The sequence below is a fragment of the Streptomyces viridochromogenes DSM 40736 genome (assembly GCF_000158955.1).
Taxonomy (GTDB): domain Bacteria; phylum Actinomycetota; class Actinomycetes; order Streptomycetales; family Streptomycetaceae; genus Streptomyces; species Streptomyces venetus.
Map to the genome: position 1 here is coordinate 8,279,186 of NZ_GG657757.1, position 23,348 is coordinate 8,302,533.

22 protein-coding genes and 1 pseudogene are annotated in these 23,348 nt (G+C 71.4%); 10 read left to right on the forward strand and 13 right to left on the reverse strand.

What is annotated here, in order from left to right; translation table 11 throughout:
* The 3 genes and pseudogenes from SSQG_RS36330 to SSQG_RS36340 form a co-directional block, all read left to right on the forward strand.
* A partial coding sequence (locus SSQG_RS36330) for a hypothetical protein (protein ID WP_039934427.1) occupies positions 1-984 on the forward strand: 984 nt, incomplete at its 5' end.
* Positions 985-1,209: 225 nt separating this feature from the next.
* Positions 1,210-1,569 (forward strand): annotated as a pseudogene (locus SSQG_RS36335) (HoxN/HupN/NixA family nickel/cobalt transporter); the annotation flags it as partial.
* 185 nt (positions 1,570-1,754) lie between these two features.
* Positions 1,755-2,243, forward strand: coding sequence for a DUF5709 domain-containing protein (locus SSQG_RS36340; protein ID WP_003994991.1), 489 nt, complete (start codon positions 1,755-1,757; stop codon positions 2,241-2,243).
* Positions 2,244-2,308: 65 nt separating this feature from the next.
* On the opposite strand, the gene SSQG_RS36345 is transcribed toward SSQG_RS36340, so the two are convergent.
* The gene (locus tag SSQG_RS36345; RefSeq protein ID WP_003994992.1) at positions 2,309-2,515 is read right to left on the reverse strand and encodes a hypothetical protein; all 207 of its coding nucleotides are present in this window, start codon (positions 2,513-2,515) and stop codon (positions 2,309-2,311) included.
* Positions 2,516-3,245: 730 nt separating this feature from the next.
* Between SSQG_RS36345 and SSQG_RS36350 the strand changes: the two genes are divergently transcribed.
* Positions 3,246-3,482, forward strand: coding sequence for a chaplin (locus SSQG_RS36350; protein WP_039934431.1), 237 nt, complete (start codon positions 3,246-3,248; stop codon positions 3,480-3,482).
* 60 nt (positions 3,483-3,542) lie between these two features.
* Here the strand turns inward: SSQG_RS36350 and SSQG_RS36355 are convergent, their stop codons facing one another.
* Complete coding sequence (locus tag SSQG_RS36355; protein WP_078506983.1) at positions 3,543-4,664, reverse strand: PP2C family protein-serine/threonine phosphatase; 1,122 nt, start codon at positions 4,662-4,664, stop codon at positions 3,543-3,545.
* 261 nt (positions 4,665-4,925) lie between these two features.
* Here SSQG_RS36355 and SSQG_RS36360 point away from each other — a divergent pair, with 261 nt between their 5' ends.
* Positions 4,926-5,813: a GNAT family N-acetyltransferase gene (locus SSQG_RS36360; RefSeq protein WP_003994995.1), complete on the forward strand. Its 888-nt coding sequence runs from the start codon at positions 4,926-4,928 to the stop codon at positions 5,811-5,813.
* Positions 5,814-5,839: 26 nt separating this feature from the next.
* Here the strand turns inward: SSQG_RS36360 and SSQG_RS36365 are convergent, their stop codons facing one another.
* Complete coding sequence (locus SSQG_RS36365) at positions 5,840-6,910, reverse strand: ferritin-like domain-containing protein (protein ID WP_039934433.1); 1,071 nt, start codon at positions 6,908-6,910, stop codon at positions 5,840-5,842.
* A 192-nt stretch (positions 6,911-7,102) separates the two neighbouring features.
* Here SSQG_RS36365 and SSQG_RS36370 point away from each other — a divergent pair, with 192 nt between their 5' ends.
* The gene (locus tag SSQG_RS36370) at positions 7,103-7,960 is read left to right on the forward strand and encodes a hypothetical protein (protein ID WP_003994997.1); all 858 of its coding nucleotides are present in this window, start codon (positions 7,103-7,105) and stop codon (positions 7,958-7,960) included.
* A 30-nt stretch (positions 7,961-7,990) separates the two neighbouring features.
* Here the strand turns inward: SSQG_RS36370 and SSQG_RS36375 are convergent, their stop codons facing one another.
* Complete coding sequence (locus SSQG_RS36375) at positions 7,991-8,875, reverse strand: Gfo/Idh/MocA family protein (protein ID WP_003994998.1); 885 nt, start codon at positions 8,873-8,875, stop codon at positions 7,991-7,993.
* 238 nt (positions 8,876-9,113) lie between these two features.
* On the opposite strand from SSQG_RS36375, the gene helR reads away from it, so the two are divergent.
* Positions 9,114-11,273: an RNA polymerase recycling motor ATPase HelR gene (helR, locus tag SSQG_RS36380; RefSeq protein ID WP_003994999.1), complete on the forward strand. Its 2,160-nt coding sequence runs from the start codon at positions 9,114-9,116 to the stop codon at positions 11,271-11,273.
* 26 nt (positions 11,274-11,299) lie between these two features.
* Here helR and SSQG_RS36385 read toward each other — a convergent pair whose 3' ends face one another.
* Genes SSQG_RS36385 through SSQG_RS36400 form a run of 4 tightly spaced genes read right to left on the reverse strand, consistent with a single transcriptional unit; the run spans position 11,300 to position 15,627 of the window.
* On the reverse strand, positions 11,300-12,169 hold the full coding sequence (locus SSQG_RS36385) for a sugar phosphate isomerase/epimerase family protein (protein ID WP_003995000.1): 870 nt from the start codon (positions 12,167-12,169) through the stop codon (positions 11,300-11,302).
* Entirely contained in the window at positions 12,166-13,185 is a 1,020-nt protein-coding gene (locus SSQG_RS36390) for a Gfo/Idh/MocA family oxidoreductase (protein ID WP_003995001.1), read from the reverse strand. Before SSQG_RS36390 ends, SSQG_RS36385 begins: the two co-directional genes overlap by 4 nt.
* Before the next feature lie 42 nt (positions 13,186-13,227).
* A complete protein-coding gene (locus SSQG_RS36395) occupies positions 13,228-14,667 on the reverse strand; it encodes a sugar porter family MFS transporter (RefSeq protein ID WP_003995002.1) in 1,440 nt (479 codons plus the stop codon).
* Positions 14,668-14,676: 9 nt separating this feature from the next.
* Positions 14,677-15,627, reverse strand: a complete 951-nt coding sequence (locus SSQG_RS36400) for a TIM barrel protein (RefSeq protein WP_003995003.1) — start codon at positions 15,625-15,627, stop codon at positions 14,677-14,679.
* A 240-nt stretch (positions 15,628-15,867) separates the two neighbouring features.
* Between SSQG_RS36400 and SSQG_RS36405 the strand changes: the two genes are divergently transcribed.
* Positions 15,868-16,860, forward strand: a complete 993-nt coding sequence (locus SSQG_RS36405; protein WP_039934438.1) for a LacI family DNA-binding transcriptional regulator — start codon at positions 15,868-15,870, stop codon at positions 16,858-16,860.
* 407 nt (positions 16,861-17,267) lie between these two features.
* Here SSQG_RS36405 and SSQG_RS36410 read toward each other — a convergent pair whose 3' ends face one another.
* A complete protein-coding gene (locus tag SSQG_RS36410; RefSeq protein ID WP_003995005.1) occupies positions 17,268-17,681 on the reverse strand; it encodes a VOC family protein in 414 nt (137 codons plus the stop codon).
* A gap of 86 nt (positions 17,682-17,767) precedes the next feature.
* On the opposite strand from SSQG_RS36410, the gene SSQG_RS36415 reads away from it, so the two are divergent.
* Positions 17,768-17,962: a hypothetical protein gene (locus tag SSQG_RS36415; protein ID WP_003995006.1), complete on the forward strand. Its 195-nt coding sequence runs from the start codon at positions 17,768-17,770 to the stop codon at positions 17,960-17,962.
* Positions 17,963-17,988: 26 nt separating this feature from the next.
* Here the strand turns inward: SSQG_RS36415 and SSQG_RS36420 are convergent, their stop codons facing one another.
* Positions 17,989-18,219 (reverse strand): hypothetical protein, encoded by a 231-nt coding sequence (locus SSQG_RS36420; RefSeq protein WP_003995007.1) that lies wholly within the window; start codon positions 18,217-18,219, stop codon positions 17,989-17,991.
* Between the two features lie 195 nt (positions 18,220-18,414).
* Here SSQG_RS36420 and SSQG_RS36425 point away from each other — a divergent pair, with 195 nt between their 5' ends.
* A complete protein-coding gene (locus SSQG_RS36425) occupies positions 18,415-20,136 on the forward strand; it encodes a hypothetical protein (protein ID WP_244299382.1) in 1,722 nt (573 codons plus the stop codon).
* A 70-nt stretch (positions 20,137-20,206) separates the two neighbouring features.
* On the opposite strand, the gene SSQG_RS36430 is transcribed toward SSQG_RS36425, so the two are convergent.
* The 3 genes from SSQG_RS36430 to SSQG_RS36440 all read right to left on the reverse strand — a co-directional run bounded on the left by SSQG_RS36430 (position 20,207) and on the right by SSQG_RS36440 (position 23,053).
* Positions 20,207-20,848, reverse strand: coding sequence for a cutinase family protein (locus SSQG_RS36430; protein ID WP_003995009.1), 642 nt, complete (start codon positions 20,846-20,848; stop codon positions 20,207-20,209).
* Positions 20,849-20,999: 151 nt separating this feature from the next.
* Entirely contained in the window at positions 21,000-22,220 is a 1,221-nt protein-coding gene (locus tag SSQG_RS36435) for a PucR family transcriptional regulator (protein ID WP_039934443.1), read from the reverse strand.
* A 122-nt stretch (positions 22,221-22,342) separates the two neighbouring features.
* A complete protein-coding gene (locus SSQG_RS36440) occupies positions 22,343-23,053 on the reverse strand; it encodes an alpha/beta hydrolase (protein WP_425315009.1) in 711 nt (236 codons plus the stop codon).
* Positions 23,054-23,348: the final 295 nt, after the last annotated feature.

Here is a 23,348-nt window from a genome sequence, read left to right on the forward strand (position 1 = left end):
CGGGCGCGGGCGGAACACACCGCGCGGACGGCCCTGTGGGGCGTCGCCGCAGGTGCCGCGCTCATGGCGTGGATGCGCCCCACCGACGCGGTCTACGTGGCCGCGCCCCTGCTCGTCCTCGCGCTGATACGCCGCCACGGGCGCCTGCTCCTCGCCCTCACGGCGGGCCTCGCGGCGGGTGCCGTGGACTGGGTGATCGAGGCCTACACCGACCACGGCGGCCTCGGGCAGCGACTGGCGGAGGCCTCCCGCATCCAGGGCGGACTGGGCTGGCAGATCGCCGTCGACGACCAGCTGCGCAGCCTCGGCGGACGGGCCCTGTGCCGGCCGTGCACCGGCTCGATGCCCCACCCGCTCGTCACCGCCTGGTGGTTCGTCCTGCCCGTGCTGGCCGGCCTCGCGCTGGTCGTCGCCTTCCGGGCCCGGCGCCCGTCACGGACCGTCGTTCCACTCGCCTGCGCCACCACCGCCGCCCTGCCGTACCTGTTCATGATCGGATACGCGGCGCCCCGCTTCCTCCAGCCGGCCTACGCACTGCTCGCGATCCCGGTCGCCGACGCCCTGTGGCACCTGGTCAGAACCCCGCGCGGGACGTGGCGGCCGGTCGCCGCCGCCCTGGTCGCACTCGGGCTGGCCGGGCATCTGGCGGTGCAGCTGGCCGTCCTGCAAGGAGCCGTGGCCCGCAACACCGAGAGCCGCCGCGACTGGGACCGCACCGCCGGCGCACTGCACCGCCTCGGCGTCCGCCCACCCTGCCTGCTCACCGGCCACGAGGCCATCCCGATCGGCTACTACACCGGCTGCTCCTCGGGTGCGACCTCCGGCCACAACGAGAACACCACCGTGGCGGACGTCCTGCGCACCGCGGACCGCCTCCCGGTCGCCCACATCAGCCCGGCCGGCGGCACTGCGCCCCGCTACGCCCGCACCTGGCCCGTCCACCGGATCTCGGACCTGGACGTCCGCGTCGCACCGGCTCCCTGACGCCCGGGGCCGCCCCACGCGTCGCGCAGGCGCCCGCACGCACCTGACCGGAACCTCGACCCCACGGCGCCGCGAGGGGCGGTCATCGCCGAGGACGGTTTCGGAGTTTTGGGTTCCGTGAACAAGACCTGCCACGGGCTTTACTGCGCATGAGTTGCAGGTACCGGAGGATGGCGCGAGGCTGTGAAGCGCAGCCGTCCGTCCGACAGAAAGACCCTCCCCCCGATGACGGCCGCCCCTGAGTCCACGCCTCCCCTCCACGCCCCGGCCCCCGCCCAGCGCACGGCCGGGCGCCGCGTCCGCGCCTCCATGACGCGGCAGGAGTGGACCAGGGTCGGGGGGATGGCCGCGGTCATCGTCGCCCTGCATGTGATCGGCTGGCTCACCCTCGTCGCGATCGTCGCCCCCGAGCACCGCACCATCGGCACCCAGACCTTCGGCATCGGCATCGGCGTCACCGCGTACACGCTCGGCATGCGGCACGCCTTCGACGCCGACCACATCGCCGCCATCGACAACACCACCCGCAACCTGATGGGCGAGGGTCGGCGCCCGCTGTCCGTCGGCTTTCGTCGCGACCTGGGTGGTGGCGCTGCGGGTGTGGAAGGTCGGGCGCATCGAGGAGAAGTGGTCGGGGGATGCGCAGGGGTGACCTCCACCACCGATCGGCCGAGGTTAGAGCCCGCGTAACGGGAAACGCGGAACGGGCACATGAGACCCACGAGTCGACGCAGCGCGACAGGGAGGCAGAAGTGATGGGCACGGAACCGATGCACTCCGAACCGATGGCGGACGACGCGTACCAGCCCACCGGCGGCAACGAGGAGCAGGAGGACGCCGCGCCGCTGGACCTTCAGGACGCCGTTGACGAACGGACCTATGACGACACCCTCGACGAGGGCTACTCCCCGCCGGAGAAGCCGCTCGGCGTCACCAAGAGCGGCACCACCGCCGCCGAGCAGCACGAGGGCGAGACCCTCGACGAACGCCTTGCGCAGGAGGTCCCCGACGTGTCGGCCGAGCCCACCGGCGACGGCGTGGGCGACACCCCCGACGGCGACGGCGAACCGGTCGACCCCGAAGCCGGTACCACCCGCGCCGGGCGTCTGGTCGCCCCGGACGAGGGAGCCCACCCCGACACGACGAAGGAGTCCGTCGCCACGGACGCCGGAATCGACGGGGGCGCGGCGGGCGCGGAGGAGGCGGCGGTCCACGTGGTGGAGGAGGACGCGCTGCCCGAGGAGGACGGCAGGGCGTGACCCCACCGCATCCGCGCGCCCCCGCGCGGGCCGGTGCTTCTCGGGGCCCGGGGCGTCCCTGCGGGCTACGGCAGCAGCTTCTCCAGCGCGGCCGGGCCCTCCGCGGCCAGCTTGCGCTTGGCCCATTCCAGGTTGTGCGGGGTGAGGTCCTTCCCCGAGGCCAGGACGAGGTCCTCCGGGGAGACGTCGGTGCCGGTGCGGGCGTGGAGCAGGCGGTCCGGGGTGGCACGGTCCTCGGGCGGCCGGGACGCGTGGGGCTCTGGCTTCGACATGTTCTCTGCTCCTAGGGTCCGGATCGCTGGTGCGGCCCCGGTGCTGAAAAACGGGTCCGAGACCACCATTCAACGCGCGAGCCCGGCGTGCATCCGGAAGAGCCCGCACTCCACAGCGGCGGACCCACCAGTGACCCCACCGACAGCCCCTTCGCACGGTGCCCACCCGACGACCGGAGCCCGCGGGACCACACCCCGCAGGGCCGGCGTCGGCCGCCGACGCCCCCGCGGGGCGGTGTCCGGCACATCATCGGCCTTCGGTCCGGCGCGACGGCATCCGCTGGATCCTTGACCGGCTGCCGGCGGGCTCCGGGGATGTGCCTGGCAGATCATCGGCCGACCGACGGCGGAGCTTCCGATGTGGCGTCCGCCGGGCCCCCGGTCGGCGTCGGCGGTCTCACCGAGAGGCGTCCGGTCGACCGGTAGCCTGCGGGTTCCCCGGACCGCGTCCGGTCGATCTTCGGCCGATGGCCGACAGGCCCGCCCCCCTGCACGACGTACACCAGGCCCTCGGTCGGCCGCCGGTCAGCCCGCGGGACCGCATCCGGTTCCCGGCCGGGTGCCGCGCGGGGCGGCGTTCGCCGGATCAGGGTCGGCTGCCGGCCCCACACGCTGTGCGTCCGCCGGCGGACGCACGGACACCCCCGTTCGGACGCCTGCCGATGTCGCGTCGTCGTGCTCCGGGTGACCGTGGAGGCACATGTCCCCGCGACTGACAAGGAGCTTTCCCATGCGCGTACGTGTGACCGCCGCTGCCGGTCTGGCCTGCGCCGCCCTCCTGGCCTGTGCCGGTACGGCGAGCGCCGACCAGGGCCCCGTAGGCATCGCCCACCACAGCCCGGGCGTCCTCTCCGGCAACGTCGTGCAGATCCCCATCGACATCGACGCCAACATCTGCGGCAACTCGGTCAACTTCTTCGGCGCCTTCAACCCCGCCATCGGCAACAAGTGCAAGATCGGGCACTGACGCCCCGACCGCCTGACCGGCCGGCGGCGTCCCGCGACGTACCGCGGGACGCCGCCGCCGTCAGTTCCCGCCCTGCCGGCCGGGGGCCAGCACGAGCATCGTGACGTCGTCCCGGACGTCCGGGCAGTGCCGCACCAGATCGCTCCACACCCGCTCGGCCAGCGCGCCCGGATCCGCGTCGGCAAGGCCGGGCAGCCGCTCGAGCAGGGGATAGAACGCCCCGTCGGCGTCCCTGGCCTCGGTGACCCCGTCGGACGCCAGAAAGAGCCGGTCACCGGAGCGCAGCCGCACCGAGACGACCTTCGGCGGAGTCACCTCGGCGAGGCCCAGCCCGAGCGGCGTGCCCGGCTCGACGTCCAGCTCGAGGATCTGCCCGTCCCGCAGCAGCAGCGGCCCGGACTGCCCGCACGCCACGATCCGCACCACACCCCCGTCGGCGGAGAAGTCCATCAGCACCGCCGTCGCGAACAGCTCGGCATGCGGCTCGCCCGCGGAGTCCACGGCCAGCCTCCGGTCGAGCCGGGCCGCCACGCCCTCCGGATCCGGCTCGTCCAGCACCGCCTCCCGGAACGCCCCCAGCAGCGACGCGACGGTGTCGACGGCCGACAGCCCGTGTCCCTGCACGTCGCCCATGACCGCGCGTACGCCGTAGGGGCCTGCCCGTACATCGAAGAAGTCGCCCCCGACCAGCGTCCCGCTCTGCGCGGCCCGGTACAGTCCCGCGCACCGCACCGGCCCGACACGCTCCGGCAGCGGCGGCACGACGGCCCGCTGCGCGACCTCGGCGACGGCCCGCTCGGTGACCAGCTGGGCGTCACGTGTGCTGCGGACGAACGACAGCAGCACGCTCAGCAGCGCGACGAAGCACACGGTCAGGACATCGGTGCTGCCCGGATCGTTCAGACGGAACAGCGGAACCGTCAGCACGACCACCGAGAGGCCGCCGAGCACCGCCGTCGCGACCGGTCCGTGTGCCAGGACCGCCAGCGGCGGGATCGCTCCCAGCAGGAAACCGATGTCCAGCGGCTCCGGACTGATCAGCTCCGCCACGCACACACCCGCCAGCATCGCCGTCGGCAGCACCCTTGCCCAGAGCGGCGGCGGTGCGCCACGCAGCCAGCCGCGCCGGTCCAGGTCCCGGTACCCGTACCGGCGCGGCAGCCGGCCGCGCACACTGCTCACACCACCACGCTGCTACGCCCCATCGAGCGCCGCACGCCGGGCCTCGGGCGGTCGGCAGGGCGGCCCTCGCCAGGCCGGGAAAGCGATGGACGGACCCTCGGGTGATCCCGTAGCGTGTGGCCCGCCACGCCCCGAGACCCGTGGAAGGAGGGCCGAGTCGTGCAGTTCACACCGTCCCGGCGCTCCCTGCCCCTCGTCCCGGCGTGTCACGTCTGACCTCACCGGGAGCGCTCTCCGCAGCCTGCATCCCGAAGGAAGTCCATGACTGACGTGGTCATCCGCGCGCTCGACACGAGCGACGCCGATCTCTTCAACACCCTGTCCGACCCGCTGGGCGCCCGTGAGGGCCACCGGCTGACCCGGCACCGCCCCGACTGGAAACGGGTGGCACTGCGCGATGGCCGAGTCGTCGCCCGCGGCGCCTGGTGGGGTGGCCCCGACGACACCGAGCCCGTGAACCTCAACTGGTTCGACGTGGCCGAAGGCGAGGAGGAAGCGGGCGCCGCACTCCTGCGCTCCGCCCCCTGGCAGGTGGAGCTGGAGCTGAACCTGCCCACCGGCTGGCGCGACGACCCGGCGTTGCGCGCCGCGGCCGAGACCCGATTCACCGCCGCCCGGACGGCCGGCTACGAACTCCTGGTGGAACGCCTCCTGTACCGCTGGACCCCCGACCACGGCCTGCCCGACCGGCCCGGACGCCTGGTGTTCCGCTCCGAACCGGACGACGCGGTGTTCTTTGACGCGCTGCGCCGCATCCACTCCGCCACTTTGGACGTCCACGCACTGAAGGCCATCGAAGAGGGCGGCCTCGACCAGGCGGCCCAGGAGGAACTCGACTTCTTCCACTGGTGCCCCTCGCCCCGCGAGTGGTGGCAGGTCGCGCACACACCGCGGGGCGAACCGGTCGGCATCCACATTCCGGCCCACAACCCGTCGGGTCCGTGCATCGGCTTCATCGGCGTCCTGCCGGACCAGCGAGGCCACGGCTACGCCTACGACCTGCTGACCGAATGCACCCACTGGCTGGTCGACCACGGCGCTGAGTTCATCGCCGCGGCGACGGACCTTGGCAACGTCCCCATGGCGGCGAATTTCGCGAAGGCCGGTTTCCCGGTGGTCAAGGAGCGGCTCAACTTCCGGCCCGTATAGGAACCGGCGATGCGCCTGCGGCCCGCTCACACGGGGACGTACCGGAACTCCGGGCCGTAGGTCTCGCCGCTGCCGCCGGGCAGTGGACGATCCATCAGCGTCGGAGCACGCCGCTGGAGGTCGGACATCTGGTGCACGGCCCTGTTCAGCAGATCTTTCCTCGTCGCCGGAAGATCCGCTTTCCAAGCCGCTTCCAGGAGCCGCAGCATCTCGCTGTAGACGTGGTTGAACTCGTCGAGGAGTCGCCTCGTGTCGGCGTCGGGCGCCGACACGCCCGTCGTTCCCCAGCCCCCGGACGGCACGGTTGCCATGGGCCGGCAGCGAGGCATGGGGATCCGGTCGCCGACGAACTCCCACCGGTCCGGGTTCTCGGAGGTCTTGACGAGTTTGCGGCCGTGGTAGATCTCGCGGAAGACGTAGTAGTGGGCCAACTCGCCGGCGTCTCCGGGATGGGGATTCTCCGGGGACGCCGAGGTGCCCTCGCCCTGTTCCTTGATCACGCCGATCGCCGCCTCGACGTCCGCGAGGTTTCCGATGGCCACGATGGTGTTGCCCTGGCCGTGGTGCGCCATGTTCCTGGTCAGCTGGTGAGACCCGGTGATCAGCTCCGGATGTTCCCTGAACGCCGCCAGGACGGCGCTGTAGAAGGCTCCGATCGAGGTGTAGGTGTCGGCTTTGGCGATCGGGTGGTCGGGTTCCTCGATGCGCGCGTACATGTCCAGGGAGTTCTTGGTCAGGCCGCTCAGGGAGACGGTCAGGTCCGGCCGGACGCCGCCGGGCAGCGGTCCCGGATATGCCGGAGCCGTCCTCTCGTCCGAGAGGTGGGGGAAGCCGCCGATGGTGGTGAGGAGATTGCCGGCGAGGCCCAGGTGCGACATCTCGTCGAAGACGATCTCTCGAATGGCGTTGAAGACGCCCTCGTCCTGGACGGGGTCCTTGATCGACCACAGGCCGCACAAGTAGGGCGGGAGCGTGGCGAGTTCAAGGAGGACGGCCTGCTGCAAGGATTCCCGCAACCACGCCGCATCGCGTCGCTCCACGGGCTCCTGCATCAATTGGACGATCCTGTTGCTCCGGTAGTCGACGAGCGAAGTCACGGAAATGCCCCTCTCGTGCGCTGTGCGGGGTTCTCGGCGAATGCCTTTTTCATCGTACGTCGCCCAGTCGCACGTCGCCCTGGTAAGCACAACCCCACGAGTGGCGCAAATCGGCATGCAGGTGCACGCTGAAACGGGAGATGTGATCCGCAAAGTACTCAAGACTGTCGACCATTGAGGAGCAAATCAAAAATGGCCGAGCATTTCATGAAGGCTCAACAAGGCGACCTCAGTTCGCTTATGGAGAGGGCCGCGAAGCACAATTCGACTGTCCCCTTCGAGGGTTACAGCCGCGAGGACGGGAACATCCCGGGGAACATCGTGGTGGTGGTGTCCGACGAATCCGTCTACTCCTTCGCCAATTCCGACATCATGGAGCGGGAGCAGCTCGGCGAGGACCGGGTCAGGGTGTGGGTGAGGGCAGGAGCAACAGCCTTCCGCATGAGCCGGATACGCGCCGGTGAACCCGAGGACTCCTTCACGGTCGCCATGGAGCACATCGCGCCGCCCGCTTCCCCCCGACTGGCGGGGGATCCGACCGCGGCGAGCGCGTCGGTGGCCGACGAGCAGATGGAGCACATCGCCCCTCCACCGAGCGAGGGACTGGCGGGCGCCCCGAGTTACGCCGGCGGGGACACGGCCCAGGTGACGGTGCCCAGGGTCCTTCCGCCCCTGTCCTCCGTGGGAAGCCACTGGACGGAAAGCTGCCTCGGCGGCGACACGTTCGCCAACAACTGCGCCCACTTCCTCTCCGACGCCTTCATCCGCGCCGGATACACCGAACTCACCACAGCCAACCCGTACATCAACGCCCGGTGCTACACCTACGCCCGTCGGCCCATCCGAGCGCGGGACATGTGGGCCTGGTTCCAGTCCCGAGCGGTGCGCAGGAGCAACACCCCGACACGCAACACGGGATGGTGGGCCGTGTTCCAGCTCAACGAAGCGGCCTACTGGGGTGGCCACGTGCTGCTGCTCGACACCGACGCGTGGAGGTATTACGGGACCGGCTACTACGGCACCTGGAACCAGTACCTCTACCAGTGGTGAACCGTCGGAAGACGCTGAGCGACCGCCGGCTCAAACGGCGTCACCGTTCAGCACGTCCTGGGCCGCCGTCAGGATCTCCGTCACCCGGAGGCCGAACGCCGCGTCGCACGCGTGCGGACGCCCGGTCCGGGCCGCGGCGAGCAGGGCGTCCGCGGCCCGCATCAGCGCCGGCACCGCCCCGTCGGAGCTGTCGGGAAGGCACGTGACCCCGGCCTCCCCTCGTAGTTCCACGGCGGCACCGGTCGCCTCGGCCGGGGCCGTCAGGCTCAGGGTGAGGGTGCTCGACGCACCGCCGGCATGGTCGAGGACGACATGGGCGGTGTCGCCCGGGCCGTAGGCGGCCGCCGTCACGTGCCGCACGTCGCCGAGCACCGGCAGCAGTACGGACAGGGCGTGCGGCCCCACGTCCCACAGGGCGCCCTTCTCCCGCCGCCACGGCGTCGCGAAGGGGCTCTCGCTGGTGAACACCGCCCCCAGCCACTGCGCATGGGCCGTGAACCAGCCCCGCACTCCGGCCTGCTCGGCGATCCATGCCGCCGGCTCGGGCTGGAAGCGGGTCGTGAAGAACACGACCGAGGCGACCCCAGCCCCCTCGACGGCCTCGACGACGGCCCGCCCCTGCTCCACCGTCGGCGCCAGAGGCTTGTCGAGCAGCAGATGACACCCGGCCCGCGCCGCCCGCGCGGCGAGCCCGGCCTGCACGTCCGGCGGCAGTGCCACGGCGACCGCGTCCACCTCGGCGAACAGCTCGTCGACATCGTCGTACGCTCCCACACCGTGCCGCTCGGCCAGCTCCTTGGCGGCCTCGGGGCGGCGGCCCCACACACCTGCGAAGTCCAGCTCCTGATGCCCGCTCAAGGCGGGTGCGTGGGCCATCTGCGCCCAGGGTCCGGTGCCCAGCAGTCCTATGCGCATGCCGCCGCCTCTCCACGCTGCCTGGACGACAGAGCGTGCCATACGAAAACGGCGGATGGGCGGCCGGTCCCGCAAGAACCGGCAAAGCCCAAAACAGGAGCGGCAGAAAACAAGAAAGGCAAGGAGCCCTCTCCTTGCCACTCTCAACCTATAGCACACAGGGGGTCTTGCGGCAAGGCCCCCGTGATGCCGCAAACTGTCCGGCCTGAGCCAGGACCTGCGAAAACGGGAGCATGACGTGACCCCCCTGACCACCAGCGCGTTCGATCTCCCCGACCGCCTCTCGGCCAAGGCCGACCCCACGCTGATCGCCGGTGACGAGCGGCACTTCGCGGCCGTCGCCGAGTGCCTGGAGCAGTCGATCGCCGAACTGTCCGACCGTCTCGAGGCCGAGCGCAAGGCACCCGGCGGCAAGGGCCGGCAGGCGATGGACCGGGACGCCGAGATCCACCGGCTGACCACCCGGCTGCGCGCCCTGCGCCGCTTCGGACTGGACCTGTGTCTCGGGCACATGGTCGGCGCGGACGACTCCGAGCCCGTGTACGTGGGACGGCTCGGCCTCACGGACGGCGACGGCCGCCGGCTGCTGGTCGACTGGCGTTCCCCCGCGGCCGAACCGTTCTTCGGGGCCACGCACGCCGACCCGATGGGCCTCAGGAGCCGCCGCCGGTACCGCTGGACCGACGGCCGGATCAGCGACTACTGGGACGAGGTGTTCACCGCGGACGGCTTCGCCGGGCACGCCGCACTGGACGACCAGTCCGCCTTCATCGCCAGCCTGGGCACCACCCGTTCGCCCCGGATGCGGGACGTGCTCGGCACCATCCAGGCCGACCAGGACGCCATCATCCGTGCCGGGTCCCGCGGCGCCCTCGTCGTCGACGGCGGCCCGGGCACCGGCAAGACCGTCGTCGCCCTGCACCGCTCCGCCTACCTCCTCTACTCCGACCCGCGTCTCGGGCAGCACCGCCGGGGCGGCGTCCTGTTCGTGGGCCCGCACCGGCCCTACCTGGCCTACGTCTGCGACGTCCTGCCCAGCCTCGGCGAGGAGGGCGTACAGACCTGCGTCCTTCGGGACCTCGTCGACGAAGGGGCCACGGCGGGGGAGGAGACCGACCCGGAGGTGGCCCGGCTGAAGTCGTCCGCCGACATGGTCCGGGCCGTCGAGAAGGCGGTCCGCTTCTACGAGGAACCGCCCACCGGGAGCATGACGGTCACGACCCACTGGTCCGACATCCGCCTGAGCGCCGAGGACTGGGCCGTCGCGTTCGACGCGGCGGAGCCCGGCACCCCGCACAACGAGGCACGCGACCAGGTCTGGGAGGAGCTCCTCACGATCCTCGTCGACAAGCACGAGGGCGAGGTCTCGGAGGACCTGCTGCGCAAGTCGCTGTCGCGGGACAGGGAGTTGCGCACGGCCTTCAACCGCGCATGGCCGCTGCTGGAGGCGACGGATCTCGTCGGGGACCTCTGGTCGGTGCCGGCCTATCTGCGCATGTGCGCCCCCTGGCTCACCCGGGACGACGTACGCACGCTGCAACGCGAGGACCCCCAGGCCTGGACCGTGTCGGACCTGCCGCTGCTGGACGCGGCACGCCAGCGTCTCGGCGACCCGGAGGCGTCACGCCGCAGGCGCCGGCAGGAGGCCGCCGTCGCCGCCCAGCAGGACCGCATGGAGGACGTCATCGACGACCTGCTGGAGGCGCACACCTACGACGACGGCGAAGGCGTGCTGATCATGTTGCGCGGACAGGACATGCGGAACTCCCTGGTGGACGAGAGCGCCGTGACCGCCGCCGACCCGGACCGGCTCGCCGGACCGTTCGTGCACGTCGTGGTCGACGAGGCGCAGGAGCTGACCGACGCGGAATGGCAGATGCTGCTGCTCCGCTGCCCGTCGCGGAGTTTCACCATCGTCGGGGACCGCGCCCAGGCCCGGCACGGGTTCACGGAGTCGTGGCGGGAACGGCTCGAACGGGTGGGGCTGGACCGGATCGACCTGGCCTCGCTCAGCATCAACTACCGCACCCCGAAGGAGATCATGGCGGAGGCTGAGCCGGTCATCCGTGCCGTGCTGCCCGACGCCAACGTGCCGTCCTCGATCCGCAGCGGCGGCGTACCCGTCCGGCACGGGGCCACGACCGAGCTGACCTCGATCCTCGACACCTGGCTGGCCGGACACGCCGACGGGATCGCCTGTGTCATCGGCGATCCCGCGTTCCGGCCGCCCTCGCCCCGGGTCCGGTCGCTCACCCCGGAGCTGTCGAAGGGACTGGAGTTCGACCTGGTCGTCCTGGTCGACCCGGAGGACTTCGGCGACGGCATCGAGGGCGCCGTCGACCACTATGTGGCGCTGACCCGGGCCACGCGGGAGCTCGTGATCCTCACCAGTTCCTGACGCGCCGCCCGGCCCGGGCAGCGGTCCTAGGCGGCCAGCTCCTTCCGGATGCGGTCCAGCATGAACGCCGACGACTCCCGGGCGCGTTCCTCCCAGGCGAAGACACAGGACGTGGCGACACCGTCGAAACCCAGCTCGCGCAGCGTGCCGAAGAAGACGTCCCAGTCGACCTCGCCCTGACCGATGTCCAGGTGCTGGTGTATCCGGGCCGCCGTGCCGGGCGGGTTCAGGATGTAGCGCAGGCCGCTCGACCCCTTGTGGTCGAAGGAGTCCGCGATGTGCACGTGCTGGAGCTTGTCACCGGCGTAGCGCATCATCGCCGCGATGTCGGCGCCCGCCTCCGATGCCCCCGACAGATGGAAGGAGTGCGGAGCGCAGTACAGGTAGTTCACCCACGGCTTGTTGATCGCGCGGACGAGATCGACGGCCGGGGTGTTCTCCTCGCAGAAGTCGTCCGGGTGGGCCTCCAGGTTCAGGGCGAGGCCCTCCCGCTCGAAGACCGGCAGCAGTTCCTCCAGCGACCGCCAGAACGCGGCCTCGCTCTCGGCGGCGCGCTCGGGGCGGCCGTTGAACTCCGAGTTCATCAAGGGGCATTCGAGCTCCACGGTGATCTCGATCATCCGCTTCCAGTAGCGGACGGCCGCCTGCCGCTCGGTCTCGTCCGGCGAGGACCACTTGTACAGCGGCAGCACCGAGGAGAGCCGCACATCGTGCCTGCGCAGCGCGTTCTTCAGCTCCTGCACCCGCTCGTCGTCGGCGCGCGGGTGCAGGAAGAACGGCATGAAGTCCTCGCGGGGCGACAACTCGATGTACTCGTAGCCGAGTTCGGCGACCGTGCGCACCATCTCGTCGATCGGCAGGGCACGGAACATGTACGGGTCGAGGGCGATCTTCACGCGGTGCCTCCGTAGAGCGCGGGACGGGGCTTCATGTCGACGGCGACGATCTCGCCGCCGGACTCCAGGGACCGGACGGCGGCGTCGGTGATGACGGTGGCGGCGTAACCGTCCCAGGAGGACGGGCCGGTGGGCTCGGTGCCGGCCGCCACCGACGCGACCCACTCGCGGAACTCGGTGTCGAAGGCCTCCGCGAAGCGGTCCTTCCAGTCCTGCAGCACGCCCGTGCCGTGCCGGGCCGCGGTGCGGACCCCGACGGCCGCCGGATCGGGCAAACGGACCAGGCCGTCCTCGCCGACGATCTCGCACTGGATGTCGTAGCCGTACTGGCAGTTGACGAAGACCTCCAGGTCGACGCGGACGCCCTCGGCCGTCTCGAAGACCATGATCTGCGGGTCCTTCAGGTGCCCGAACCGCTTGCTCGTGGCGCGCGGGGTGACCACCTGGGCCGAGACGATCTCGTCGTCCAGCAGCCAGCGCAGCACGTCGATCTCGTGCACGGCCGTGTCCTGCGCGGCCATGGCGGAGTGGTACGACTCCGGCACCGTCGGGTTGCGGTGGGCGCAGTGCACGACCAGCGGGACGCCGAGCGAACCGGTCGACAGCACCTCCTTCATCTGGCGGTAACCGGCGTCGAAGCGGCGCATGAAGCCCACCTGCACAAGGCGGCGGCCGTGCGCCCGCTCGGCCTCCACGATCCGCAGACAGTCCTCGGCGGTCGTCGCCAGCGGTTTCTCGCAGAACACCGGCTTGCCGGCCGCGATCGCGTTCAGGACGTGCTCGGCATGCGTCGGTCCCCAGGAGGTGACGAGGACGGCGTCCACGTCCGGGGAGGCGACCAGCTCCGCGCCGGTGGGCAGCGCGGTGGCGCCGAACCGGGCCGCCACCTCGGCGGCGCGCTCGGCGTCGACGTCGGCCACGGCCGTGACACTCGCCCCCGTGACGACCTCGGTGAGCCGCCGGGCGTGGTCCTGCCCGATCATTCCGGCGCCGATGACGCCGACTCGTACGGTCATGATGCACTCCTTGCAGAAGGTCAGGAGAGGGTCGGGAGCAGGTCAGGAGAAGCGCGTCCGGAGCTCGGCCTCGAGGGTCTCGAGCGTGCGGCCCCTGGTCTCGGGGACGTACAGCTTCACGAAGGTGAGGGACAGCACGCCCGCCACCACGAACAGGAAGAACGTGTGGGAGATCCCGATCCCGGAGACCAGGGACGGGAAGACCAGCCCGATCACGAAGTTGGTCAGCCACAGCACCACGGCCGCCATCCCCATACCGAAGCCGCGCATCCGCATCGGGAAGATCTCCGACAGCATCAGCCAGGTCACCGGCGAGATCGCACCCTGCTGGAAGGCGAGGAACGTGACCGTCATGGCGAGCACCGCGAACGCCCGTGGATCGCCCGAGGGCAGCACCAGGGAGAAGATCCCGATGAGCAACAGGGCAGCGGTCGTACCGATCTGGCCGGTCATGAGCATCGGCCGGCGATCGACCCGCCCGAGCAGCCAGATGCCGACGAAGGTGGCCAGCACCGAGATCACACCGTTGGCGATGTTGGCCGTCAGCGCACTGTCGGCGGCGAAACCGGCGTCCGTGAGGATCTGCGTGCCGTAGTACATGATCGTGTTGACGCCGGTGATCTGCTGCACGATCGCGATGCCGAACCCGACGAACATCAGCTTCCGCACCCACGGCGTGCTCCTGATGTCCTGCCAGCCGCCCAGCTTCTCCTGCTCGTCCCTGACGGCGAGCGCGGTGACCTCCTTCAGCTCGGCCTCCGCGCGGGCCTGCGACCGCACCTGCCTGAGGACTTCGAGGGCCTCGCCGAAACGGCTCCGGGAAGCCAGCCAGCGCGGGCTCTCCGGCATCACCAGCATGCCGAACCACAGCACCACGGCCGGCAGCGTGGCGACGACCAGCATCCAGCGCCACACGCCACCGGACTCGCCGCCGACCTGGGCGATGATCGCGTTGGACGTGAACGCCAGCAGCTGACCGCTGACGATCATCAGCTCGTTACGGGTGACGAGGGCGCCGCGCCGCTCGGCCGGCGACACCTCCGCGAGGTAGACCGGCACGGTCACCGACGCACCGCCGACCGCGAGACCGAGCACGAACCGCGCCACGATCATCACCTCGGTCGTCTTGGCGAGCGTGCAGCCGAGCGCGCCGACGAAGAACAGCACGGCCAGCAGCAGGATGTTGCGCCGCCTGCCGCGCGCGTCCGACAATCGGCCGCCGGTCACCGCGCCCAGCGCGGCACCCAGCAGCAGCGAGCTCGTGACCATGCCCTCGGTGACCGGGGTCAGTCCGAGATCGTCCGTCATGTAGGGCAGGGCGCCGTTGATGACGCCCGTGTCATAGCCGAAGAGCAGACCACCGAACGTGGCGATGATCGTGATGAGCCGCAGCCGCCGCTTGACCGCCGGGGGAGCGTCGTCCGCGACGGCGGTGGCAGGGGCTGGGGTGGGGGCCGGTGTCGTATCGTCCCTGACGTCCATGGCCGCTCCTTACCTGTCGAGATTCGGGCGCCGGGTACCCGACAGGCCGCAGCCGGCCAGGTGCTCCCGCGTGCTGAGCGCGATGGGCAGCGGCACCTCGGGAGCGCAGGGGTACAGGTCCTGCTCGACGATCACGAACAACTCGGCGTCGAGCGCGGCGAGTTCGCCCACCACGTCGGCCGGCTTCGGCACCCCGGCAGGCGGGGACACGCACACCCCGCGCTTGACGGCCTCGCCGAACGAGAGGCCCTCGGCCGCGACCTGCGCCAGGATCTCCGGGTCCATCTGCTTGATGTGCACATAGCCCACCCGCTCACCGAACCGGCGGATCAGGTCGAGGTTGTCCCCGCCGCCGTACGCCACATGCCCGGTGTCCAGACACAGGTTGGTGTAGCGGCTGTCGGACTCGTTCAGCAGCCGCTCGATCTCCGCTTGCGTCTGGATGTGGCTGTCGGCGTGCGGGTGGACGACGAGCCGTACGTCGTACTCCTCCAGCAACAGCCGGCCCAGCCGGTCGGCGGCCCGGCCGGACCCGGCCCACTGCTCTGCGGTCAGCTCGGGTGACTCGGTGAACGTGCCCGTCTTCTCGTCCCGGTACATCGGCGGGATGAAGACGAGGTGGTGGGCGCCCGCCGCGGCGGTCAGCGCGGCGACCTGCCGGACATGGGCGAGCATCTCGTGCCAAGCCTCGGGCCGGTGCAGCGCGCCGAACGCGGTACCGCCGGAGACCTTCAGGCCCCTGGCGTCCAGCTCGGCCTTGAGTCGCCGCGGGTCGGTGGGGAGGTAGCCGTACGGGCCGAGCTCCAGCCACTCGTAACCGGCCCGGACCAGTTCGTCGAGGAAGCGGGTGTACGGCACCTGGTGTTCGTCCTCGGGGAACCAGACGCCCCATGAGTCGGGGGCGGAGCCGAGGCACAGATTGCCGACGGTGGTGCGGAGAGGGGGAGGCGCCGTTGCCATCTTGGGTGTCCTTCGGGAAGGGAGACAGGGGGCTCAGCTGGAAGTGGTGGAGTTCCTGCCGCGCTCTACTAGCGCGCTCTAGTTCGAGTACGATGGCCTCTGTCCAAATGTCATGTCAATAGGGTGTTGCCGGGAGATTGCTGGAGTCGTGCGCGGCGGCGCGGAGCGGAGCACCGTCTAAGGTGGTCGGCGGCGGAGGGTGGATCACAGGTGGATGCATCGGGCGGGCAGCGGCCCACGATGGCGGACGTCGCCGCGAAGGCGGGCGTGTCCCGTGCGCTGGTCTCGATCATCTTCCGCAATCAGGCGGGGGCGGGCCGGGAGACGCGGGAACGGGTCCTGCGCGTGGCCGACGAGATCGGCTACCGGCCCGACAGCGCGGCCCGGCTGCTGGCCCGCGGGCGCAGCCGCACGCTCGGCGTGATGTTCACCGTGCACCAGACCTTCCACACGGATCTCATCACGGGCATCTACCCCGAGGCCGAGCGGCTCGGCTACGACGTCCTGCTCTCCGGGGCCACGCGCGGCCGCAGTGAGGCCAAGGCGATCGAGGCGCTGCTCAGCCACCGCTGCGAGGCGGTGATCCTGCTCGGCCCGGACGCCGACCCCGCCAACCTCGACGCCCTCGCCCGGCGCACTGTCGCCGTCTCGGTCAGCCGCCGGGTGCCCCAGGCCCGGGTCGACTTCGTGCACTCCGCCGAGGGCAAGGGTGTCCGGCAGGCCATGGACCACCTGGTGGAGCTGGGACACCGCCGGATCGTGCACATCGACGGCGGACGCGGCCCTGGTTCGGCGGAGCGCCGGCGCGCCTACCGCGCCGCGATGCGCCGCCACGGGCTGGAGGACGAGGCGCGGGTGATCCCCGGTCACCACACCGAGGAGTCGGGTGTCGAGACCGGTCGTCTGCTCCTGGACGAACGGGACGCGGGGCGGCCGCTGCCGACGGCGGTCCTCGCCGGCAACGACCGCTGCGCGATGGGTCTGCTGATGGCCCTCACCCGGGCGGGTGTCGACGTTCCGCGCGACCTGTCCGTGGTCGGTTACGACGACAGCCACCTCTCCCACCTCATGCCGATCGGCCTGACCACGGTCCGCCAGGACGCCCTCCTCATGGCCGAGCACGCGGTCCGCTTCGCCGTCGAGCGACTGGAGGACAAGGAACTCCAGCCGAGGGAGGCGGTGCTGGACCCGAAGCTGGTGGTTCGGGGGACCAGCGGGCCGGTTCCCGGGTGACCGGGGCGGTCTGACCCGCGTTCCCAAGCCGTCCCCGTCCCCGTCCCCGCCCCCGCGCCCCGCACTCCGCTCTAGCGCGTGCCCTTCTTGGCGAACTCGGCGACGCTGTCGACGTTGTCCTTCGTGACGAAGGCCGGCCCGGTGCTGGAGGCGGGCGGCGGGTGGGCGCCCTGGGCGGCGGCGGTCATGGGTGATGCGGCGGTCCTGGGTGCGGACCCTGCGTACGCGGTGACTGGAGCGCGTCACTAGCGCGCTCTAGTGGCAGGTACTATGCGGGCGCCTTCGGGTGATGTCAACAGCTTTGTCAGGACGTCCCAACAAAACGAGGCCGCCCGTACGCGCCGTCAGGTGAACGGCGCGTACGGGCGGCCTGGGCCGGGCGGTCCGGGACCACCCTGGGGGCCTGCTCAGCTCTCCGTTCTGCCGATGTTGACCATCCACGGGACGCCGAAGCGGTCCGTGCACATGCCGAACACGTCGCCCCACATCTGCTTCTCCAGCGGGACGGACACCGAGCCGCCCGCGGACAGCTTCTCCCAGTAGCCGCGCAGCTCGGCGTCGTCGTCGCCGCTCAGGCTCACGGAGAAGGGCTGGCCCTGTCCGGCTTCCGTACCGGGCGGGTTGTCGGCGCCCATCAGGGTGAAGCCGCTGGTGGTCTCCAGCATGCCGTGCATGATCTTGTCGGCGTTCGGGGCGTCGGCCTGGCCGAACTGGCCGTAGGTGTGGAGGTTCAGGGAACCGCCGAAGACCTCCTTGTAGAACTCCATCGCCTGCCGGGCGTCACCGTTGAAGGTGAGGTATGGGTTGAGGCGCGAGACCATGAGAACCTCCCGAAAGGGGGCAGAAGCCATTTGCGCGCAGCGTAACGCCGGGCACTGACAACGGCTCGCCGAGCGTGCCGTGCGAGATGGGGCGATGTGCCCCCGCGGCCGGCCCTGCCGCGCCAACTCTCGGCCGCTCCCCGGTCGTCCTGCCGATCCCCGGCACGGCCCGGACGGATCACCTGGAGGACAGCCTCGCCGCGGCGGACCTGCAGCTGACGCCCGCCCACCGTGACCGCCTCGACCGGCTCGCCGAGGAGGCACCTGCCGCGTCGGGCTGAAGGGCCGGCACCGGTCGTAGGGAGGCTCACGCCTCGTCGGACGCCCCGTTGTTCCAGTCGTACGGCCCGCCGCCCTGCCACTCGATCAGCTCGGTGTCGTCGACGGCCGTGTCGGTGGTGGGCAGACCCTCGCGGTGCAGCAGGTCCAGTACGTCGAACAGGCTGTAGGCGACGCCCATGCGCTCGCCATGGATGGTCACCAGCCGTCCGCCGTCCGACGCGGGCGGCTGCACGACCACGGGGGGTTGACCGTCCATAGCCCCACCATGCGCCCGAAACCGCAGGTTCGCAGCTCGACCGCGGCCAGAAGCGGGACACGTCGGGCACGTCCGGGCGCTCCCGGGCACCCGGCGGCAGGTGCGCTGTGCGCCGGTGACAAGGCGCGATCCGGAAGCTGAGTTCTCATCAGCACTCCCTGAGAGCCCCTGCGCCCCCGCCCTAGCGTCCATGGCATGGACATGAACTGTAGGGACAGAGGGAAGTGGCGCGGTACCGCGCTGGCGGTGCTGCTGGCCGCGGGGTCACTCACCGCAGCCGCCCCGGGCGCCCGGGCCGACGGGGCGCGGACCGAGACGCCCGTGGCGTCGACGTCGCCGGTGACCGGGGTGACGGAGACGGTGGTGCGGGTGAAGGTGCCACTGCCGGAGTCGGCCGGACCCCGCCCGGCCGGGTGCGACTGGCTGTCGTACCTGCGCTACCGCTCGGCCGACGGGCCCGGCGCGGCGGCCGGCGCGGACCGGATCCTCATCGCCCAGCCCGGCATCCTGGAAGGAGCGGGAGCGTTCGACAGCGTCGCCCGCAACACCGTGGCGCGAGCGGCCGAGCAGGGCGCGCACATCGAGTTCTGGGCGCTGGACCGGCGCTCCAACTGCCTGGAGGACCGCACCGGCATCGCCTCCGGTGACCAGCACACGGCCGTCGACTACTACTACCGCGGCAAGCAGGTCGACGGCCGGACCTTCGGCGGCTACGCCGAGAACGGGCAGCTGGGCTGGATGGCGAAACTCGGCATCGAGCAGACCGTACGGGACCAGTACGACCTGCTCGCCGCGGAGTTGCCCGACCAGGCGCAGCGCAAGCGGAAGGCGCTGTGCGGCGGGCACTCGCTCGGCGGGGTGATCACCGGCTACTTCGCCGCCGCCGACTTCGACGGCAACCGTGCCACCACGACGGACGCCGGGTACAACCAGTGCGCCGGCTACTTCGCCCTCGACACGACCGTCTCCACCTCGCTGGCCGACCTCAGCGGCAACCTGCCCGACGACACCAACCTGCCCGACGTCGGCCTCGGTTACGGCGTGGTCCAGGCCGGGCTCGACAGCGGCGTGCTGTCCCGCACGCTGTCCGCGCCGGTCCTGCTCAACCCCGAGACCATGACCCTGCTCGGCATCGCCGGCCTCGGCGCCCTCGACGACCTGGACGGTGAGGCCGACCTGCCGGGCTATCTGCCCTCCAACCTCAACATCGAGGCCACCCACCGCTTCCTGTTCGCCAAGGACACCGCGGCCTTCCTCAGCGGCTCGCCCGCGGTGAAGGACTTCCGGCTCACCAACGGGGCGGTGCTCGGGGCCCTGCTCGACGACAACTCCGTACCGCTGGCGTTCCTGCAGACCAGTGTCGGCTTCTTCGACGGCGGGCCGATCGCCGACAAGAGCTTCCCCGCCGCCAACGGCGGTGACCGGCAGCCCGGGCTGTACGGCACCGCGTACAAGGCCGTCCCGGACCGGCCGCAGGGGCCGCTCTACACCTGGCGCACCTACGACCGCGTCGGCGATCCCGACGACCCCGGTTACCGGTCGGCCGACGGCACTCCGTTCACCGGCCCCGGTGAGGAGGTCACCGACGTGCGGCAGCTGGCCCGCAGCCTGGCCGAGCAGCCACTGGACTTCACCGAGCAGTACTTCCCGACCAAGCTGGTCACCGACCTCCAGCTGTCCGGCTCGCCGCAGGTGAAGAAGCTCGTCGTCCATCCCGACGGGCTCAAGGCCAACCCGGTGCTCACCGTGCTCGCCGGTGAGGGGCTGCTGGCCGGACGGGTCCCGCCCGAGCTGCATCCCGTGGTCGCCGACGGCTACCAGCACCTCGACGTGCTGACCGCCGCGGCCGAGCAGAACAACGGCCGGCCCGAGCCCGTCTCCACCAGCCTCGCCGGCTTCGCGCGGTCACCGCGCTGACGCCGTCCCGTACGCACGCACGGGGCCCGGGAGGAGATCCTCCCGGGCCCCTTCGGGTGTGGCCGCGGGCTCAGAGCCTGCCCGCGGCGAACGTGGCCGCCGCGTCGGCGTCGTCCCGGTAGCTGAGGTGCGCCCCGACGTCACCCCCGCCGCTCTCGCAGACCGGGTCGCCCTTGGCGCAGATGTCCAGGGTGCGGCTCTGGTAGGTGCCGGTGACGCTCTTGCCGATCGCCCGGATCGGGTTGCCGAACAGCAGCACCGCGGCGACCTTCGGCTCGACCGCGGCGGGCAGTTGAGCCACGATGGGGCTGCCGACCACCGCACCCGCGCTGCTGACGCCGATCGAGTTGTCGACGACATTCGCGCCCTGCGAATAGCCGACGAGCACGAACTTCTGGTTCGGACAGGCGGCCGCCTGGCTCCTCACATGGTTCACCAGGTCCGCGTTGCCCTGTGCGGCGGACGTCGGGGAGAGGTCGGCCGGATAGTTCACCTTGTAGCTGGACACGTTTTTGCCCGGCGCTTTCTTCTGCAGGGCGGAATACACCGGGTCGCCGACGATGAAGCCGAGCGTGCCCGGCTCGAACGTGCCGCGGGCCGCGACGAGTTCGATGTCCGAGCAGGCCGCAGCGGTGGCCGGGGGAGCCGAGAGGGTGGCAAGTCCGGCCCCGCCGGCCAGCGACAGCGCGGCGAGACACAAACGGATACGCATGGGGGATCCTCCGCGAGTGAGGCGCGTCGAGCGCCTGCGAAAAAGGACGGCCCGAACGTATTCGCTTTCCCTCGCCGGAGGTTATGGACGGGATTATGGAATCGCCGCGGTTTTTTGTCGCCGATTGAGTACGGCGTCTGAACAGGCGGAGTCAGTTCTGCCGTGTGTCCAATGCTTCCGCACGTAACGCCAGAATCAGATCGAGGCGGGCCTCCGGATCGTGCAGGGCGTCGCCGAACAGCTTCTCCAGCTGCCGCAGGCGGTAGCGGACCGTCTGCGGGTGAATGTGCAGCCGTACGGCGACGTCCGGCACGTTGCTGCCGCTGAGCAGCCACGCGAGCAGCGTCTCGGCGAGCCGCTCGCGCTGCCCCACCGAGACCGTGTCGAGCGGGGCGAGGACCCGCGCCTGGAGCCGTTCGAGCAGCGGTTCGTCGCCGTACAGCAGCAGCGTCGACAGATGGTCCGAGCACCGCACCACGCCCTGGCGGGGCAGGATCCCCCGCCCCATCAGCCCGAGCGCCCGGGTGGCGAAGCGCAGTGACTGCGCGGCCTCGGTGACCGCGACCGTCGGGCCGATCGCGGCGGGCCGGCCGCGCAGCGCGAGCGTGAACGCCCGGCCGCCGAAGCGGCCGGAGCCGTCCGGGTCGGGCACCAGCATGCTCGGCGGCCGGGACTCCATGTCCAGCAGCGCACCGGCCGCCGCCAGCGGCCGGTCCTCCTCCCGCCGGTCCGGCGCAGCGGCCAGTGCCACCACGGCGACCGTGCGGGGAACCGGCCAGCGCGCGCCGTGCGCCAGGTCCTGCACGGCCTCCAGCGCCACCGGTCCCTCCTCCAGGAGCAGGTCCAGCAGCCGTCTGCGGCGCCGCTCCAGCTCGTCCGAGCTGCGCAGCTGGGCCTCCGCGTAGCCGGCCGCGGCCGCCTGGGCGACCTCGTGCACGGTACGGAATGCCAGCTCCCCGAGCGCGGCCACGACCGTGGAGTCCAGGCCGAGTTTCTCCGCCGTGCGGCCCATCAGCCGCCACGCGTGCAGACCGCCGACCCGCAGCGCGGACTGCAGCGCGTCCAGGCTGCGCCCCTCCATGGCCTCGCCCCGCCCGAGTTCGTAGTACGTCGCCGCGATCGCACCCCCGTCGTCGCGCGGGTCGGCGATGTGGTCGACGAACAACGTCAGCGCCTGCACCACCCCGGACCGCAGGTTCCGGCGGTACGTCCCGTCGGCGGGCCGCGCGTACTCGGGGACCTGACGGCGGACCTCCTCCTCCACCTCGTCGGCGACGACCGCCAGTTGGGAGCGCAACAGCTCCGCCAGCTCGGGCGGGACCGGCGGTGTGGCGGGGAGGTCCGGCACACCGTGCGGGGTGGGCACAGCCATCACGGACACTCCATTCGACCGGAAGCGGCTCACCCGCGGGCGGTTGCCAGTGGGAGGAGTGGGCAGTCCTCTCTCGGACGGACGTCCCTTCCGCTCCGTTCCGTGCCCCGACGGCACCTCCGTCACTCCGGCACGCCCAGCGCATGGGCGAGCATCGGCCATGAGGCGGTGAACTCCCGCCTCCAGTAGGGCCAGTCGTGTCCTCCTCCCGAGTAGAAGTGCGTGCTGACCCGTATGCCCAGAAGAGCCAGCGCGCCGGCGAAGCCCTGGGCCGAGGGCCACAGGGCGCTCTCCAGGATCCCGGGCAGCGGATCACCGCTGCCGGCGCCCACTCCGCTGCCCTGCGAGACATACAGGGCGGTGCCGCGCAGACCACCGGCGCGGGCACGCGGGTTGAAATCCCGCCAGGTCAGCAGGTTGAGCACCGGATGACCCCACAGGGACGCGGCCGGCAGGTTCTCGCGGGCCACGATCGCGTCCATGATGGCGGGAACCCCGGGGGCGGTGGTGTCCAGAATGCCGCTGTAGGAGGCCGCGGCCCCGAACATCCCGGGGTGGCGGGCGGCGTGGGCCATCGCGCCGTAACCGCCGGTGGAGACGCCGGCGACCGCCCGTACGCCGGAGGCCCGGTAGTCCCGGGCGAGCAGCGCGGGCACTTCCTTCACCTGGAACGTCTCGTAGTCGGGTCCGCCGCGCCAGGCGCTGGGGATGCCGGTGGGGCCCGCGTCCGGCATCGCCACGATCAGGTCGCGGCCCTCGGTGAAGGCCTCGATGTCGGTCTCCCGCGTCCAGGACGTGTAGTCGTCGTGGGCGCCGTGCAGCAGGTACAGCACGGGATACGTCCGCCCCGGCCGCGTGTCGAAACCGGACGGCAGGATCCAGCCGTACCCGGCGCGCCTGCGGCAGAGCGCGGCCGGAGGGCAACGGACACGTCCAGCGAGCGCGGCCCAAGCCGGGTGGCCGCCCGGGCCCGGGCCCGTTCCCGCCCGCGGCCCCGAACAGGACGGCGAGGCCGGCGGCGGCCCGTCGCCCGGGGCGAACGGTGCGCCGGGACACTCCGGTGGCGGGGCTTCGGCGGCAGGGTCGGGACATGGCGGCTCCCTCGGGGTTCGGTTCAGGGGGCCCCGC